The 16,465-nt window shown below is 71.9% G+C and carries 13 protein-coding genes; 8 read left to right on the top strand and 5 right to left on the bottom strand.

All coding sequences use genetic code 11. From position 1 onward, the window contains the following. Positions 1–103: 103 nt before the first annotated feature. Complete coding sequence (locus OOJ98_RS12860; protein WP_267054783.1) at positions 104–2,092, top strand: FG-GAP-like repeat-containing protein; 1,989 nt, start codon at positions 104–106, stop codon at positions 2,090–2,092. Positions 2,093–2,302: 210 nt separating this feature from the next. Here the strand turns inward: OOJ98_RS12860 and OOJ98_RS12855 are convergent, their stop codons facing one another. The 3 genes from OOJ98_RS12855 to OOJ98_RS12845 all read right to left on the bottom strand — a co-directional run bounded on the left by OOJ98_RS12855 (position 2,303) and on the right by OOJ98_RS12845 (position 4,379). Then, complete coding sequence (locus tag OOJ98_RS12855) at positions 2,303–2,851, bottom strand: PadR family transcriptional regulator (protein ID WP_267054782.1); 549 nt, start codon at positions 2,849–2,851, stop codon at positions 2,303–2,305. Between the two features lie 76 nt (positions 2,852–2,927). Further along, positions 2,928–3,734: an A24 family peptidase gene (locus OOJ98_RS12850; RefSeq protein ID WP_267054781.1), complete on the bottom strand. Its 807-nt coding sequence runs from the start codon at positions 3,732–3,734 to the stop codon at positions 2,928–2,930. A 300-nt stretch (positions 3,735–4,034) separates the two neighbouring features. After that, positions 4,035–4,379, bottom strand: a complete 345-nt coding sequence (locus OOJ98_RS12845; RefSeq protein ID WP_267054780.1) for a type IV pilin protein — start codon at positions 4,377–4,379, stop codon at positions 4,035–4,037. 295 nt (positions 4,380–4,674) lie between these two features. Here OOJ98_RS12845 and OOJ98_RS12840 point away from each other — a divergent pair, with 295 nt between their 5' ends. From OOJ98_RS12840 to OOJ98_RS12810, 7 genes are all read left to right on the top strand, one after another. Continuing rightward, the gene (locus OOJ98_RS12840) at positions 4,675–6,516 is read left to right on the top strand and encodes a GspE/PulE family protein (protein WP_267054779.1); all 1,842 of its coding nucleotides are present in this window, start codon (positions 4,675–4,677) and stop codon (positions 6,514–6,516) included. A 142-nt stretch (positions 6,517–6,658) separates the two neighbouring features. Beyond that, positions 6,659–7,870, top strand: a complete 1,212-nt coding sequence (locus tag OOJ98_RS12835; protein WP_267054778.1) for a type II secretion system F family protein — start codon at positions 6,659–6,661, stop codon at positions 7,868–7,870. After that, the gene (locus OOJ98_RS12830) at positions 7,867–8,301 is read left to right on the top strand and encodes a type II secretion system protein (protein WP_267054777.1); all 435 of its coding nucleotides are present in this window, start codon (positions 7,867–7,869) and stop codon (positions 8,299–8,301) included. The genes OOJ98_RS12835 and OOJ98_RS12830 overlap by 4 nt, the downstream gene beginning before the upstream one ends. Further along, entirely contained in the window at positions 8,298–8,822 is a 525-nt protein-coding gene (locus OOJ98_RS12825) for a prepilin-type N-terminal cleavage/methylation domain-containing protein (protein ID WP_267054776.1), read from the top strand. The genes OOJ98_RS12830 and OOJ98_RS12825 overlap by 4 nt, the downstream gene beginning before the upstream one ends. Beyond that, positions 8,819–12,649, top strand: coding sequence for a hypothetical protein (locus OOJ98_RS12820; protein ID WP_267054775.1), 3,831 nt, complete (start codon positions 8,819–8,821; stop codon positions 12,647–12,649). Before OOJ98_RS12825 ends, OOJ98_RS12820 begins: the two co-directional genes overlap by 4 nt. Further along, positions 12,646–13,758 (top strand): type IV pilus twitching motility protein PilT, encoded by a 1,113-nt coding sequence (locus OOJ98_RS12815; protein WP_267054774.1) that lies wholly within the window; start codon positions 12,646–12,648, stop codon positions 13,756–13,758. The genes OOJ98_RS12820 and OOJ98_RS12815 overlap by 4 nt, the downstream gene beginning before the upstream one ends. Before the next feature lie 90 nt (positions 13,759–13,848). Next, entirely contained in the window at positions 13,849–15,093 is a 1,245-nt protein-coding gene (locus OOJ98_RS12810; protein ID WP_267054773.1) for a glycosyltransferase, read from the top strand. Positions 15,094–15,141: 48 nt separating this feature from the next. On the opposite strand, the gene OOJ98_RS12805 is transcribed toward OOJ98_RS12810, so the two are convergent. After that, positions 15,142–15,633, bottom strand: a complete 492-nt coding sequence (locus OOJ98_RS12805; RefSeq protein ID WP_267054772.1) for an MSMEG_6728 family protein — start codon at positions 15,631–15,633, stop codon at positions 15,142–15,144. A 165-nt stretch (positions 15,634–15,798) separates the two neighbouring features. Next, positions 15,799–16,440 (bottom strand): polysaccharide deacetylase, encoded by a 642-nt coding sequence (locus OOJ98_RS12800; RefSeq protein WP_267054771.1) that lies wholly within the window; start codon positions 16,438–16,440, stop codon positions 15,799–15,801. Positions 16,441–16,465 lie beyond the last annotated feature (25 nt).

Raw genomic sequence — 16,465 nt, 5'->3', positions numbered from 1 at the left:
GCATATCGGTGGCCGACCGGCACAGCGCTCTGCCATGGGGGGTCGTACTGCATCAGTACGTCACCACCTCTTATGCATCAGGCCCTGAGGAGGGGCCTTTCCCATGAACAGATCACCACGTCGGCACCTCACGCCGACCGGCCGCTCAGTCGCGGTACTGCGCGGTCGGTCACGCCGTGTTCCGGCGCTCGTCTTCGCGGTAGCGACCGTCGTGTTGGCCGCGAGCCCGGCCTCGGCGTCCGGCGCCGACACGACCGGTTTCGCCACCGCGGTGAACCTCGACGACACCGGCCGCGGCAGCTCCGCCGTCGCGATCGGCGATCTCAACCACGACGGAATACCGGACCTCGTGACGGCGATCCGCGCCGAGGGCCTCGGCGTGTTCCTCGGCACGGGCGGCGGCAGCTTCGGCGCCGTGACGAAGTACGCCGCGCCGCGCACCGCGTCGAGCGTCTTCCTCGGCTCGGCGGTGATCCGCGACGTCAACGGCGACGGCAGCTTGGACGTGGTCAGCCAGGACTCGCGCGGCAACGTCGCTCTGGTCTGGCTCGGCGACGGCTCCGGCGCTCTCGGCGCCGGCACGACGGTGATCCTCAACCCGACGCCCGGCTGCGACACCACGGGCGACAACCCCTGTGTCGCGCGCTTCCCCACGGACGTGGCCGTGGGCGACTTCGACGAGGACGGCAAGCCGGATCTCGCGACGTCCGACGCGAACACGAACAACGTCTCGCTGATGAGCGGCAACGGCGACGGCACCTTCGGCGCGGCGACGCAGCTCGCGCTGGCCGGCGGTACGAGCCCTCAGGGCATCGCGTCCGCCGATCTCGACGGCGACGGCCATCTGGATCTCATCACCTCGAACTCGTCGTCCGGCACGCTCTCCGTGCTCCTGGGCGACGGACATGGCGGCTTCGGCACGGCGTCGAGCGTCCCGGCCGGCGTGACCCTGCCGTCCAGGCTCACGCTCGCCGACGTCAACGAGGACGGCAGGCTCGACGCCGTGGTCGTGGCGCTCGGCTCCCCGGGGCGCGCCGCCGTCCTGCTCGGCGACGGCGCGGGCGGCTTCGGCAGCGCGAGCGTCCTGGCGGCGGGGACCAACCTCAGCTCGGCCTCGGTGGCCGACGTGAACGGCGACGGCCACGCCGACCTGGTGGTCTCCAGCGCCAATTCGAGCGAGGTCGTGGTGCTCGAAGGCGACGGCGCCGGTGCGTTCGGCAGCCCGCTCGCCTTCGGGCTCAACGGCGGCAGCAACCCGCAGGCCACGGCGGTGGCCGACCTCGACGGCGACGGACGCCCCGATGTCGCCACGGCCAACAGCAACAGCTCGCCGGTGTACGTCAAGGACGCGTCGGTCCTGCGCAACACGACGAACCGGCCGCCGGCGGCCACCAACGAGTCGTACGGCCACATCGGGGCGGACACCCCGCTCGTCGTCGCCGCTCCCGGTGTTCTCGGCAATGACACCGATGCCGACGGCAACACGCTGACGGCGTCGGTCGTGACCGGCCCGGCGCACGGCACCCTCACGCTCGACCCGGACGGCTCGTTCACCTACCAGCCGGCCGGCGCCTACGTCGGAAGCGACAGCTTCACGTACAAGGCGAGTGACGGCACGGACGACTCGAACGTCGCGACCGTGACCATCGGCGTCTCGGCCGGCTGCCGCGGCCTCGCCGCCACGATCACCGGCAACGGAGTGGTGAACGGCACGAGCGGCGCCGACGTGATCGTGACCGGCAACGGGAACGACAGCGTCAGCGGGAACGGCGGCAACGACACGATCTGCACGTTCGGCGGCAACGACGCCGTGTCGGGCGGCAGCGGCGACGACTACATCGACGGCGGTGACGGCAACGACGCCGTCAGCGGCGGCGACGGCAACGACATCATCCTGGGCGGGTCCGGCAGTGACGCGCTCTCCGGTGGCTCCGGCAACGACACCGTGGTCGGCGGCGCGGACAGCGACACCCTCGCCGGCGGCAACGGCACGGACGTCTGCGCCGGCGACGGCAACGGCGGTCCGACGCTTCCGGGCTCGGACGCGGTCGCGGCCGGCGGCTCCTGCGAGACCACCGTCGAGGTGCCGTAGCCGACGAGCCGTCTTCGGCGGGTGCCTCTGAGACGCTGACGTGCGTCGCGGGCCCGGCGATCGTGATGACGCGATCGCCGGGCCCGACTCTCGCATGCCCACACGTCGTTCAGCCCGGTCCGCGGCTACCGGGTGCGAGGCGCGACACCCGGGCGGAGACCTGCGCGGCAAGGACGTGAATGCCGAAGGAGAGACGACGGAGACCTGACGTCAGCCGCTCTTGACCGCGGGCTGTGCCGCCTCGACGTCGACGGCGTCGAGAAACCTGCGCGCGGCACGGACGTGTTCCAGCCGCCAGGCGTAGATCGCGCGGGTGAGGTAGTCACCGGTGTGCTCCTTGGCACCCAGCGACTCCTCGATCTCGTCCATGACGACCCGCTGACGCTCGACCAGGCGCGTCGGGCTGCTGCCGCGACGCTGGAGCAGCAGAAGCTTGCTCGTCAGCTCGGCGCGGACGTCGAAGAGCTGGACCACCGGTTCGCTGAGCCACCGGCTGGCCGCCGCCTTCGCCGAGCGGGTGGCGGCGTAGATCATGCGCTGCGGTCCGCGGTTGCCTTCTTCGGCGCCGACCGGCGTGATCAGTCCGCGCTCGACCAGCCGTGTGATCGAGCGGTAGACCATGGGGCGCGAGATATACCAGAACTCACCGATTTCCGCGCCCTCCGCGGTGAGGGCGGCGATGGCGAAGCCGTGACTCGGGCGTTCGGCCATGAGTGCGAGCACGATCCACTCGGCGAGTGGCAGATCAAGTTTCTCCATAGTAACTAAGGTAAACGGCGTTGCGGCCGCGCCGGTAGCCGACGGCCTGGTCGCGGACGACGTCGGGCCGGGGTGGTCAGGGCTGGTGGAGGGCCCTGGTGAGCGGCGCACCTGTCGCGTACAGGTCGCTGACGCTCGCGTACCAGTGGATGACCGGAGCGCCGAAGAGTATGGCGGCGATGGCTCCGGCGGCGAGGAACAGGCCGAAGGGGAGGCGGGTGTGGCGGGTCGCCCGGCCCGCCGCCATGAGCGCGACGCCCACCAGCAATCCGGCGATGCTGCCGGCCAGCAGGGTGAAGACGAGGTACCAGGGGCCGAGCCAGCCAAGGCCGGTGCCGAGCAGGCCGGCCAGCCGCACGTCGCCGAATCCGAGCCAGTCGGGCCGCACCCGGTTGAGGGCGAAGAAGGCCGCGAACGCGCCCGCTCCGCATGCCGCGGTCACGCCGAGCCGGTGCCACTGTCCGGTGGCGGCGGCGGCCGCGAGCAGACAGACGGCGGTGAGCCCGAGCGTCGGGTAGACCAGACGCCGAGGGAGCAGGAACTGCTCGGCGTCACAGGCACCCAGGGCCAACAGCCCTGCGGTGAAGACGAGTTGGGCCGGTAGCACTTCCGACCGGCCGAAGCGCAGCGCCTCGGCGGCGAACAGGATCGCGGTGAGCGCTTCCATGAGCGGGTAGCGCGCGGGGATGGGAACCCGGCAGGCGCGACAGCGGCGGCCCAACAGGAGCCAGGACACGATGGGGACGTTGTCCCGGGCCGCTATCGGCGTGGCGCATCGGGGGCAGGCGGAGCGCGGCCGGACGACCGAGAGGCCGGCCGGGACCCGGGAGACCGCGACGTTGAGGAACGACCCCACCGCGAGTCCCAACAGACCGATAAACACGACAAATGTGGGTGACATGGGCGCAATGGTGCCGTACCGCGCATGCCGATCGCCACCGGGGCCCGTGGGTAATCCGCGCCGGAACGCGGGGCCCCGCGGCACGCGCCCCGAGTGACCCAGGCCGCCACAAGGTGGTTGCGGGACACGGCAGTCGGGGCGTTGCCGCACGCCGCCCGACGGCGGCGTCAGGTGGCGTGCGCGACGCCGCCTGACGCACTCGGCCGACGGCCGACCGTCGGGCCCACGCCATCCGGCGAGACATCCGGTGAGCGCTCGCTCCGCACGGCGAACGCCGCCGCGTCAGGGGGTGGCGCAGGGGTTCGTCTGACCCGAGGGGAAGGCAAGCAGCGTGATGGTGAAGGTGGCTCCCTGAGGCGCCACGGTGTACCAGGTGGACGCGGACGACAGGAACCCTCCCCCCGTCAGATCGTCCATGGTCCCGTAGTGGCCGTCGCGGGCGAAGAGCGCCTCTTCCGCGGTCTGGATCGTGGCCTTGTCGGTCTTGCACGCCGAGCCCTGGCCCCTGTCGTTGATGCCGCGGACGGAGAAGACGACGACGGCGGCCAGGATGCCGAGGATCACGATGACCACGAGAAGTTCGATGAGCGTGAACCCGGCTTCCGTCGTCTCGTGCCGTGCACGCATTCGCTGGTGCAACTTGCCTTGCAGGTATGTGGACATCTTTCTCCATCTACATCTACGACGACCGGTACAGCAAAATCGAGCGATAGTAACAGCCTGATTAATCAGCCGTAGACTACTCAGCGGGCGATCGCCCCACAAGAGATGAAGCCGCGAAAACAGCGCGGATTCCGGCGCCGCGGCATGCAGTAGTATGCCGCTGACTAATCAGCAGCTGACGTGTATATGGATCGACGTACGGCGCACGATCGGCCGTTGTTACGGACGCTGTTCCGGATACGTGAAAGGGGTGGGTGCCTTGACCAATCGCCGGCTTCTCCGGCGCCGCGCGGCGGCGACAGACCCGGTGGGCGAGGACGTCACCCTGCCCGGTGGAACGCGCGGTTCGGAGCCGCCCTCGGTCACGCCGGGCGACTCGGCGCGGGACGCGACATCCGGCGGAGCGCGGCCGTCGCCCGCCGGGCCGCAGCGGCCGCGCATCGGCGAACTCCTCGTGCGGCGCGGGATGCTCACCCCGGCCCAGGTGGACGAGGCGCTCCTGCAGCAGTCCACGTCGGGCAAGCGACTCGGCACCCTCCTCGTCGAACTCGGCATGGTCGACGAGCGGTCACTGATCGAAGCACTGTCGGTCCAACTCGACCTCCCCGTAGCCGACTTGCACCAGAGTGAACCTGACCCCGAGGCGGCGGCCCGGGTGCCGGAGGCGCTGGCCCGCTCGCTGGGCGTCGTCGCGGTGCGGCGGTCCGGGGGCACGCTGCTGATCGCGGCGGGCGACCCGGGCGACCCGCGCGTCCTCGACGAGGTCGGCCGGGCCGTCGCGCCGGACCGGGTGGAGCTGGCGATCGCGGCCCCCTCGGACATCCGGCGCTCGATCGACAGCACCTATCGGGCGCTGTCCGGGGTCAGCAGCCTGGTCGAGGCCTTCGAGGCGACCGAGACCGGCCGCAGCGCCAACGCGGGTGCCAGGGTGGTGAGCGAGGACGCTCCGGTCGTGCACCTGGTCAACCTCATGCTCACCCAGGGGCTGCGCGACCGGGCCTCGGACATCCACATCGAACCGCACGCCGACCGGGTCCGGGTGAGGTACCGCATCGACGGCGCGCTGCACGACGTGCTGAGCCTGCCGGAGAACATGGGCCCGTCCGTGGTCAGCCGGATCAAGATCATGGCCAACATGAACATCGTCGACCGGAGACGCCCGCAGGACGGCCAGATCGCCACCGAGATCGACGGCAGGCCGGTCGACATCCGGGTCGCGACCACCCCCACCATCTGGGGCGAGAAGGCGGTCCTGCGGCTGCTCGACAGCAACCGCACGCTGCTGCGGCTCGCCGAGCTGGGCATGCCGGCCGCGACGTACGAACGGTTCGCGTCCCTGCTGCGCTCCCCGTACGGCATGGTCGCCTGCGGCGGGCCGACCGGCAGCGGCAAGACGACCACGCTGTACGCCACGCTCGGCGAGCTGAACCAGAGCGAGCGCAACATCACCACCATCGAGGACCCCGTGGAGTACGTGGTCCCGTCGGTCAACCAGATCCAGATCAACGAGCAGGCGGGCGTCTCGTTCGCGACCGGGCTCCGCTCGATCCTCCGGCAGGACCCCGATGTGATCCTCGTCGGCGAGATCCGGGACGGCGAGACGGCGCGGATCGCGGTCGAGTCCGCGCTCACCGGCCACTTCGTGCTGTCGTCCATCCACGCCGCCGACGCCTGCTCGGCGCTGCACCGGTTCACCGACATGGGCATCGAGCCGTTCCTGATCACCTCCACGGTCGCCGGCGTGGTCAGCCAGCGGCTGGTGCGGCGGATCTGCGACCAGTGCCGCGAGCCCTACACACCGGGCGTGGACGAACTGGCCTTCTTCGCCGAGGCCGGCGGGTCGACCGACGCCGAGTTCTGGCAGGGCCGGGGGTGCAACTTCTGCTCCCGGACCGGCTATCAGGAGCGGATCGGCGTCTTCGAACTGCTCGTGATGAGCGACGTCGTCAAGCGGCTGCTGGTCGAGCGGGCGCCGATCGGCAGCCTGCGCAGGGCCGCCCGCGAACAGCACATGGAGAGCCTCTTGGACGGAGGCGTCCGCCTGGTCGAGGAGGGCGTCACGACCATCGCGGAAATCATGTCCAGCGTGTACGTGGTCTAGGCCCCGGCTCCCCGGCCGCAGCGCCCGGACCCGCGTACGGCCGGATCCGCAGCGTCCCTACCCGTACGGCCGGATCCGTCCGAAACGAACCTCTGACACTCGACACCAACTTCCGACACCGGGAAACCAGGAGGGCACCGGCATGGCCACCTTCAAGTACGTCGCGGTCGGCCCGGACGGGAAGCGGGCCACCGGCGTGCTCACGGGCTCCAGTGTCGGCGGCGTGACCGACAGCCTGAACCGGCAGGGCTACGCCGTGGAGTCGGTCAAGGCCGCCGGCCGCAACCCGCTCCAGTTCGAACTCACCGCGGCCAAGGTCAATCTGGTCGAACTGAGCAACTTCTCCCGCCAGATGGGCGCCTTCATCAAGGCAGGAGTGCCCATCCTGGACGCCCTGGAGATCATCCGCGGCGAGACCAAGGACAAGAAGCTCGGCAAGATGCTCGTCGACGTCTCCGACTCGCTGCGCTTCGGTGAGAGCTTCGCCGGCGCGATGGCCGCCCATGCCTCGGCGCTCCCGCCCTTCTACATATCCGTCCTGCGCTCGGCGGAGGCGACCGGTGAACTCGACGTGGTGATGGCCCAGTTGGCCCGCTACATCGAGCGCGACGTCGAGGGGCGGCGCAGTATCCGCTCCGCTCTGACGTATCCGGTCCTCGTGATGGGACTCGCCGTCGCGGTCGTCCTCGTCCTCGTCATCTTCGTACTGCCCCGCTTCAAGGTGTTCTTCGCGTCCTTCCACGCGCAACTGCCGCTGCCGACCCGGATCCTGCTGGGCTTCACCGACTTCGTCACGGCCTGGTACCTCGTCATCGTCGCCGTGGCCGTCGCGGTCGTCGCGGCGCTGATCGCCGGCCTGCGGACCGAGCGGGGGCGGGTGCTGCGCGACCGCTTCCTGCTGGCGACGCCGGTCGTCGGCGACGTGGTCCGCTTCATGGTCATCGAGCGGTTCTGCCGCATCCTGACCTCGATGATCAAGGCGGGCGTGCCCATCACGGAAGCGCTCAGCCTCGCCGGATCGGGCGCCAACAACCTGGTGTACGAACGGTCCATCGGGACGGCCCGGATGGAGATGCTCGAAGGCGGCGGCATCTCCCAGCCGATCGCCCGCACCAAGCTGTTCCCCGGGGCGGTCACCCAGATGATGCGCGTGGGGGAAGAGACCGGGACCCTCGACGACCAGCTGGAGAACGTGTCGGAGTTCTACGAGAAGGAACTGCAGCACAAACTCAAGCGGCTGACCAGCCTGTTCGAACCGACCGTGGTGATCATGGTCGGGGTCGTCGTGGGGTTCGTGGCCGTCGCCCTCATCTCGGCGATCTACGGCGTCTACAGCCAGGTCACCGTCCAGTGACCGGCCCGGCACGCCGCCCGCGGCGCCACCGCGGCGAGGAGGGCGAGACCCTGATCGAGGTGCTCGTCGCCGTGGTGCTCATGGGGGTCGCGTTCGTGGCCGTCCTCGGGGGCATCGGCACCGCGATCATCAGCTCGCTCACGCAGGCGAAGGTGACCGGCGCCGACTCGGTCGTCCGCAGCGCCGCCGAGAAGGTCGTCAGCGATCCGTACGCGTCCTGCGCCCGTGGGTACGAGACCCCGACACCGCCGGCCGGATACACCGTGACCGTCACCGTCGAGTACTGGGACGGGGTGGGCACGTTCGCCCCGTCCTGCCCGACGGCCGACACCGGAGTGCAGAAGGTGACGCTCACCGTGCACACGACCGGCCCGCGCCCCGTCAAGGACACGACGCTCGACGTGGTCAAGCGGGAGTCGATGCTGTCATGACGACACCACGGCCGACCGCGCGTCCGGAGTCGGGGTTCACCCTCGTCGAGTTGCTGGTCACCCTCGTCATCCTGGGCATCATCGGGGCGCTGCTGCCGCAGGCGATCATCCTCGGACTGCGGTTCACGGCCGGAACCGAGCAGAAGGTGGCCGCCACCGGCGCGCTGGGCACGCTCAACCGCTACTACTACGGCGATGTGCAGAGCGCCGACAGCGTAACGACCGGCCCCGCGTGCGGCGCCGCCGACGTGATCGTCCACCTGAGCTGGACCGGCACCGACGTCGTCTACACCTACGACCCGCCGACCGGCGCCCTCAACCGCGTGAAGTGCACGGCCGGAGGCGTCGTCACCACGGTGCTGGGCCGGTTCGACCCCACCACATCGTCCCATCCGGTGACTCTGAGCTGCGGTGCCGAGACTTCGTGCACCCGGCCCATGGAGGTAACGCTGACCGTGCAGAGCGACCCCGCCGCGCCCCCGACGGCCCTCACCGCCGCCCGACGATCGAGCGCCTCATGACCGGCCGCAGCGGGCCGCGCCGCCAACCGCGCGCCGACGAACAGGGCGCGACCCTGATCCTCGCGCTGGCCTTCGTCGTCGTCTTCAGCCTGGTCACCGTGGCGGTGCTGTCCTTCGCCGGCACGGGCTTGAAGGCCGCGGGCGTGTACGTCGACCAGGGCAGGCGGAGCTACAGCGCGGACGGCGCCACCCAGCTCGCGATCGAGAACTTCTCGCAGGGCAACCCGTGCGCCCTGTACACCGCCCCGCCGATCAACGGCCGTCAGATGGCCGTCCACTGCGACCCCCTGAACGCGTCTCCCGCGACCACGCGCACGACCCAGCCCCAGGACGCACTGCGCAGCCTGGGCCGGGCGGCGAAGGACGGCATCGACGTGACCACGCCCGGCCTGCGCGTGCAGGGCGGCGTGTTCTCGCATTCGAACGTCACGACGGGCGCCGGCGCCTCGATGGAGGTGTCGGGCGACGTGTCCGCCGTCGGTGACTGTTCACCTGCCGTGTCACAGACCCGACTTCCGCCGAACCAGGCGCCGTACGCGCACGCCTGCGCCAACGACACCCCGTCGGATCCCGCCGACGGGGCCGTCGGCGCGGACCCGGACTACACCCCGCCCGCCACGGCCGTCCCGGCCCTGCGGACGGTGCCCGCGTGCCCCGGTGCCGGGTCCTGGCTGGTGCGGCTGCGACCGGGCTACTACGACGACGCCGGCGCCCTCAACCGTCTCACCGGTGGCGGCTGCCACAACATCGTGGTGTGGCTGCAACCGGGCGTCTACGCCTTCGACTTCACCTTCACCGGCGGCACCGCGCTCTGGACGGTCGACGACCCCACGGTCAGCGTCGTCGGCGGCACACCGGCCGGCTGGGACCCCGGCTCCGCCGCCCGCCCGGCCGTTCCCGACCCGGGCGGGTGCGACAGGACCCGGCCCGAAGGCGTCGCGGTCATGATGGGCGGCGGCAGCCGGTTCCAGGTCGACCGAGGACACGTCGAACTGTGCGCCCCGGTGAGCCCGGACGCGCAACAGGTTGCGGTGTACGGGATCCAGCCGCCGAAGCCGTCCCACACACTGCAACCGACAGCGATCGTCACGAACACCGGCTTCACCGACCCGGGCCATGCCCTCACCAGCGGCGAAAAGCCGACCCTGCCCGGGTGTTCGCAGCCGACGGGCACCGCGCACTGCACGGCCGACGCCGTGCTCGACCCGACGAAACGACAGTCGGCATCGATGCAGCTCGCGGGCTTCACGCCTCAGGTGCCGCCCGGCTCGGTCATCACCAGCGCGACGCTGCGGGTACGGCACGAGGACGACGGCGGCCTGACCGCGCCCGGCGCCGTGAAGGTCACCACCGCCGTCGGCAAGGACACCTGCCGCACCGACAACCTGCCCCGGCATCCGGCGCTCGCCACCGATCCCCCGGTCGACCTGCTGAGCGCGTGCGGTCTCACCGACCCGGCCCGGCTCACCGGCCTGACGGTGACCTACGCCGCCACCCTGGACACCGGCGCCCCCACCGCCACGGAGCGCCTGGACGGCATCTGGCTGGAGGTCGCCTACCGCACACCCACCACGTTCAAGCCGACCGTGGTGGCCCGGTCTTCCGGGTTCACCGCCGCCGGCACCCGTCCGGACAACGCCCTGGAGATCGGCGAGCAGCCGACACCGCTGGTGGCCGGCGCCGACCTGACCGCGGCGGCCCCGTCCGCGTCGATCACCCTGGCCGGGTTCGGCCAGCCGCCCGTGCCACCGGGCTCGACGATCGACTCCGCGGTGCTGCGGGTGGCCCATCAGGAGGCCGGCGACGCGGCGGCGCCCCGGGTCGACGTCATCCCCGCGGGGGGCGGCGGCGGTTGCACCGGCCTGCCGCTCACCACGCGGACCCCCTCGGGCGACGACCGCGTCGACCTCAAGGCATGCGGCATCACCGACGCCGCACAGCTGACCGGGCTGACCGCGACCTACACCGCCGGCCTGGACGACGGCGGCACAGCGGGCGCCGACTCCGTGGACGGCATGTGGCTCGAAGTCGTCTACGACCCGGCGCCGCCCCGCACGGCGACGAGTGCGGAGTCGGCCACGTTCACCTCCCCGAACAGCGCCGAGGCGATCGACGGCGCCGATACGGCCCGCGCCGCACTCGACGCGGCCACGAGGCCGACCGCCGCCATCGAGCTCGGCGGCTACGTCACCCCGGCGGTGGCACCCGGCTCGGTCCTTGACTCGGCCCTGCTGCACGTCGCGCACCGGGAGGATCCCGGGGCGGCCGGAGGAGCGCCGCCGACCGCGGCGGTCACCCTGACCGGGGCCGGCCTGCCCCGCTCCTGCACCGCCTCGCAGCAACTCGCCACCCACCAGGACGCCCTGGCCACCGACACGCTGGACCTGGTCGCCGCCTGCGGGCTGACCGATCCCGCCCAGCTGGTCGGCCTGGCCGTGACCTACACCGCCGGACTCGGCGCGGACAGCGCCACCGCCACCGCTCAACTCGACGGCATCACGCTGGAGTTGGCGTACCGGCCCGCGATCGCGGTACGGCCCTCGACGGCGACCAGTACCGCGACGCCGACCGCCGCGGCGTTCCTCGACCCCAAGAACGCGCAGGCGATCGACGCCACCGCCTCGGCCTCGACGCTCACCGCGGCCACCCCGTCGGCGACGGTCCGGCTCGGCGGGTTCGCGATGCTGCCCCTGCCGGCGGGTTCGGTGATCGACAGGGTCGTGCTGCGCGTTGCGCACCAGGACGACGCCACCACCCCGGCACCGCCCTCGCCGGGGCAGCCGCCCACGACCGCGCTGACCGTCTCCGGCACCGGTACCGCCTGCGACGCGGACCACCCCCTGACGGCCCGTCAAGGCTCCCTCGGCGTCGACGTGGTCGACCTCGGCGCCTGCGGGATCACCCGGCAGGACCAGGTGTCCCAGCTCGCCGTCGACTACGCGGCGAGGCTGGGCACCGGCAGTAGCGCCGCGACCGACCGGCTCGACGGCGTCGAGCTCGACATCGTGTTCCGGGCCCCGTCCCTCAGGGCGCTGTCCGGCTGCCTCACCGCGGGCAGCGACTGCGCGGTGCTGAAATCGACCGACACCGCCGACACCGCCACCGAGCACAGCCGCCTGGTGATCGACGGCACCGTCTACGCACCGACCGGTGCCGTCGACCTGTCGATGCGTCAGGTCGGGTCGCAGGTCGTCACCCGGGGCATCGTGGCCCGGACCATCGCCCTGGGTATCAGCCCGGCCCCCGGCTACCTCCGCCCGGTGATCGGCATCCCGCCGGAGCCGGTGCTGTTCACGACCTATCCGGCCGTGACCGCGAAGGCGGCGTCGGTCACCGCGATCACCCGGTTCACACCCCCGGCCCCCGGCGCACCCGTCGACGTCACGGACGCCACCGTCCCCGGAGGCGGCCGGGCGTCCCTCACGCTCGGCGGATACGCCCAGCCGGCACCGGCCACGACCGGGCCGCTCGACCACGCCGTCCTCCAGGTGGCGCACCGCGACGACGGCGACGTGGCGTCCCTCAAGATGTCGGTGGACTTCACCGGCAGCACCTGCACCGGCGCCGACGGCGCGCTGGACGTGCCGGTCCATCCCGGCTCGGGCGGACCCGTGAGCGACCAGGTCGACCTGGCACGGTGCGGCCTGACCAGGGCCTTCCAACTGGCCGGGCTGACCGTGACGTACACCGTCGCGGCCGGGAGCGGCGGCGCGACCGAGCACCTCGACGGCACCCGGATCGACCTGCTGTCCGGCCCGCTCGTCCAGGCCGCCGTGTCCTTCGACGGCCACACCGCCACCGTCAAGCAGTGGACGGTCCTGCCATGAGCAAGCACGCCCCTTTGGAGTCCACCATGCCCGGACCTAGTTCCGCGATCATCGACCACCTGCTGGGTGAGCTGTGGGAGCGAGGCGGCAGCGACCTGCTGCTCACCTCCGGATCGGCGCCGTTCCTCCGCGTCGACGGCGCCCTGCGCCCGGTCGACGGGCCGGCCCTGACCGAGCCGGAAGTCGACCGCCTGGTGACCGGGGTACTGGGCGGCGAACTCACCGAGCGGTTCCGCCAGGAGAAGCAGGTCGACTTCGCCTTCAGCTGGGGGACGAAGGCCAGGATGCGCGGGAACGCCTTCACGCAGCGCGGCGCTTCGGCGCTGGCGCTGCGGATCATCCCGTACGAGGTGCCGTCGTCCGAGCAGTTGGGGCTTCCCCCCGCCGTCATCGGGTGGGCGGGCCTGCCGCGCGGCTTCGTGCTGGTCACCGGTCCGACCGGGTCGGGAAAGTCGACGAGCCTCGCGGCGCTCCTCGACTACGTCAATACGCACCGTCCGGTGCACATCCTCACCATCGAGGACCCGATCGAGTACCTGCACCGGCACAAGCGCGCGGCGGTCAACCAGCGCGAGGTCGGCACCGACACCGACTCCTTCCCCGCGGCGCTGCGCTCGGCCCTGCGCGAGGACCCCGACGTCCTGCTCCTGGGCGAGATGCGCGACCCGGAGAGCATCTCCGCGGCTCTGACCATCGCCGAGACCGGGCACCTGGTGTTCGCCACGCTGCACACCAATGACACGTCGCAGACGCTGGACCGCATCGTCGACGTGTTCCCGGCCGAGCAACAGCCGCAGGTCCGGCTCCAGTTGGCGCACACCCTGGTCGGCATCCTCAACCAGACGCTCATCCCCCGGACCGGCGGCGGCCGGGTGGCCGCATTCGAGGTGCTGACCGGCACGTCGGCGATCCGCAACCTGATCCGTGAGGGCAAGACCCGCCAGATCCGCAACATGATCTCGACCGGCCACCGTGAGGGCATGCAGACCCTGGAGGCCAGCATCAACGCCCACCTCGCGGCAGGCACCATCGCCTACGAGGAGGCCGTGCTGCACACCGCCCACCCGGAGGACATCCAGCGGCCCCACGCCCTGGCCGCCCGCGCCTGACCGGCCGACGCGCGGCGTCCGGCACAGGTACGGACGCCACCCGGCCCCGCTCGTGGACGGGTACGGTCCGTCGTCGCGGACGGCATACTGATGACCGTGCGAGTAGCGATCATGACGGTCGGTTCACGAGGCGACGTGGCTCCCTACACCGGGCTCGCGGAGGGGCTCGTGCGGGCGGGGCACGACGTCACCCTGGTGACCCATGCCCGGTTCGAGCCCCTCGTCGCGCGGTCGGCGATCCGGTTCCACCCGCTGCCCATCGACCCCCACGCCGAACTCCTCGGCGCGCGCGGCCAGTCGCTGAACCGCAGCAGGACGGGACCGGGCAAGCTCGCCCGGGTGATGAAGATGGCCAGGGAGCTGGCCGGGGAGATGGCCGACGACCTGGTGCGGGCCGCGCAGGCCGCCGACATGCTCCTCCTCTCCGGCTCGGTCGCCCCGCTCGGCTACGCGATCGCCGACGCGCTGGGGCTGCCCAGCATCGGACTCAACCTCCAGCCCCTCCATCCGACCGCCGCGTTCGTCTCGCCGATGGCGGGCGTCGGTACCTGGGGCGGACCGGTCAACAGGGCGGTCGGACACGGCGTGCACCTCGCCCTGTCCCATGTGTACGCTCCGGCAGCCCGGGAGGCGGGGCGGCTGCTGGGCGTCCCGGCGCGCGGCCTGCAGGCGCAGTACCGCGAGCGCGAGCGTGGACACTGGCCCGTCCTGTACGGCTACAGCCCGCTCGTCGTACCGCGCCCCCGCGACTGGCGCCAGGGTCTTGAGGTGACGGGCTATTGGTGGCCCCGCGTTCCCGACCCTCGACTCCCCGCCCGTTTGCTGGAGTTCCTCGACGCCGGTCCACCGCCGGTGTTCGTCGGTCTGGGCAGCGCCACGGTGCCCGACCCCGCCCGGGTCTCCGGCGAGATCGTCCGTGCGCTGCGGGCGGCCGGACTGCGCGGGGTCCTCCAGGAGGGCTGGGCCGGACTCCACGCGGACGACGACGACATCATCACCGTCGGCGATGTCCCGCACAGCGCGCTGTTCCCCCGTCTGGCGGCGGTGGTCCACCACGCCGGCGCGGGAACCACCGGGGCGGGGCTGCGCGCGGGGATCCCGGCCGTCCCGGTGCCGATCCAGTTCGACGCCGGGTTCTGGTCCGACCGCCTGGTGCGGCTCGGCGTGGCGCCGCGCGCCCTCCCCCTGCGCCGGCTCACCGCCGCCCGCCTCGCGTCCGCGCTGAAGGAGGCCACCGGCGACCCGGCCTACCGACTGCGCGCCCGGAGCCTGGCGGGCCGCATCGCCGACGAGGACGGGATCGAGCCAGTGCTGGCGGCCGTCAACAGGGCTTGACCGCAGTGGAGTCGAGGGTCCTCACCCGGAACCCCTCTCCCCCGCCCCTCATGCTCCGCCCGACTGCCGCTCCCGGTCCGAGGCGGGCCAGACATAGGGCAGATCGTCCGGGACCTCGGGAAACAGGGGCCGGTAGAACTCCGGTTCCTTGCGCACCAGTGCCGACTGGTGGCTCCGGTGGAATTCCGGGGAGCCGAGCCAGGGCGGGAGTTCTCCGGCGCGCGCGAGTTCCTCCTGGGCACGTACGGCTCCCGTACCGGAAGTGCCGCGCCATCGGCGGTAGTCCTCCCTCAGGGTTCCGGCGCAGGTGTCGGCGCGGCCCTGCGCCGTCCACGCCCCGCAGATCACCAGGCCGTAGCAGACCAGGGCCTCCTCGTATCCGGACCACATCCGTACGGCGGGGTGCCGCCGCCATCCGTAGCCCGGCACGGTCAGGCCGCGGAACACCTGAAGCGCTTCGACCCGCTGCTTCCCGAGCCGACGCCGGTCCAGGACCTCGGCCGAGTCCGCGAATCCCGGGCGGGGCAGAAATGTTTGCACACCGCCTGATATCACTTCCGGGCCGCGCCCGCCCCTCGAACGACGGCCCGTCTCGACGGGACGGAGCAGAGGCGGTGCTTCATGGTGGCGCCGCCCCTGCTCAGCGCACCGGCCGTCAGGCCGGCGTCACGGCGCCGTCATGCGGCCGTGACATCGCCGCCGGGGTCAGACCCAGATGCGTACGGCCTCCATGCGGCGGGACTGGCCCGTGGTGCCCGCATACACAGGGTTGCCGGTGACCGAGCCCAGCCAGCCGTACCCCTCGACGTGTGCCTGTGCTCCGACGCTGCCGGAGCCGACCTGGACGCCGAGCGCCTCCATACGGCGCGACTGGCCGGTGGTGCCCACCGTCACGACCTGTCCGTCCGGGCGGCACGCCCAGCCCTGCCAACCGATGTCGGCGAGGTGGGCGTTGGCACAGACACCGCCGACGCCGCTGGTCGAGACGGCGACGGCCTCCATCCGCCGGCTCTGCCCCGTCGTGCCCGCGACGGCGCCGTCGCAGACGGCCGACTGCCAACCGATGTCCTGGACGTGGGCGGCGTAGCAGATGATCCGGGCGTCGGGTGCCAGCGCGGCGCGGGCCCTGCTCGTCGCGGCCTTCAGGTCCGCGACGACCGAGGCGGGTGCCACGACGGCCGGGCCCCCCGGGCTCGCCGCGCCGACGGTCGGCGCCGCCGCCGGAGCCGCGACCGACGGCCGGGCCTGCGCCTCGGCCGTGCCCGCCGCCCCCAGCGTGCCCGCCAGCGCCAGGCCCAGGACGACCCCGGCGGCCCTCTTCATGGTCTTCTTCATGGTCTTCTTCATGATTTTCCCCTCCTTGTACCGACTG

This window comes from Streptomyces sp. NBC_00083 (assembly GCF_026343295.1).
Classification (GTDB): domain Bacteria; phylum Actinomycetota; class Actinomycetes; order Streptomycetales; family Streptomycetaceae; genus Streptomyces.
The sequence above is the reverse complement of the archived record's forward strand: the minus strand, read 5'-3'. Positions and strand labels throughout refer to the sequence as shown.

Bases quoted from the DNA above. Each gene is read 5' to 3' on its own strand.
- OOJ98_RS12815 (WP_267054774.1), top strand. From the start codon at position 12,646: ATGAGCAAGCACGCCCCTTTGGAGTCCACCATGCCCGGACCTAGTTCC.
- OOJ98_RS12825 (WP_267054776.1), top strand. From the start codon at position 8,298: ATGACGACACCACGGCCGACCGCGCGTCCGGAGTCGGGGTTCACCCTC.
- OOJ98_RS12855 (WP_267054782.1), bottom strand. From the start codon at position 2,851: ATGGAGAAACTTGATCTGCCACTCGCCGAGTGGATCGTGCTCGCACTC.
- OOJ98_RS12800 (WP_267054771.1), bottom strand. From the start codon at position 16,440: ATGAAGAAGACCATGAAGAAGACCATGAAGAGGGCCGCCGGGGTCGTC.
- OOJ98_RS12835 (WP_267054778.1), top strand. From the start codon at position 6,659: ATGGCCACCTTCAAGTACGTCGCGGTCGGCCCGGACGGGAAGCGGGCC.
- OOJ98_RS12810 (WP_267054773.1), top strand. From the start codon at position 13,849: ATGACCGTGCGAGTAGCGATCATGACGGTCGGTTCACGAGGCGACGTG.
- OOJ98_RS12845 (WP_267054780.1), bottom strand. From the start codon at position 4,379: ATGCGTGCACGGCACGAGACGACGGAAGCCGGGTTCACGCTCATCGAA.
- OOJ98_RS12820 (WP_267054775.1), top strand. From the start codon at position 8,819: ATGACCGGCCGCAGCGGGCCGCGCCGCCAACCGCGCGCCGACGAACAG.
- OOJ98_RS12860 (WP_267054783.1), top strand. From the start codon at position 104: ATGAACAGATCACCACGTCGGCACCTCACGCCGACCGGCCGCTCAGTC.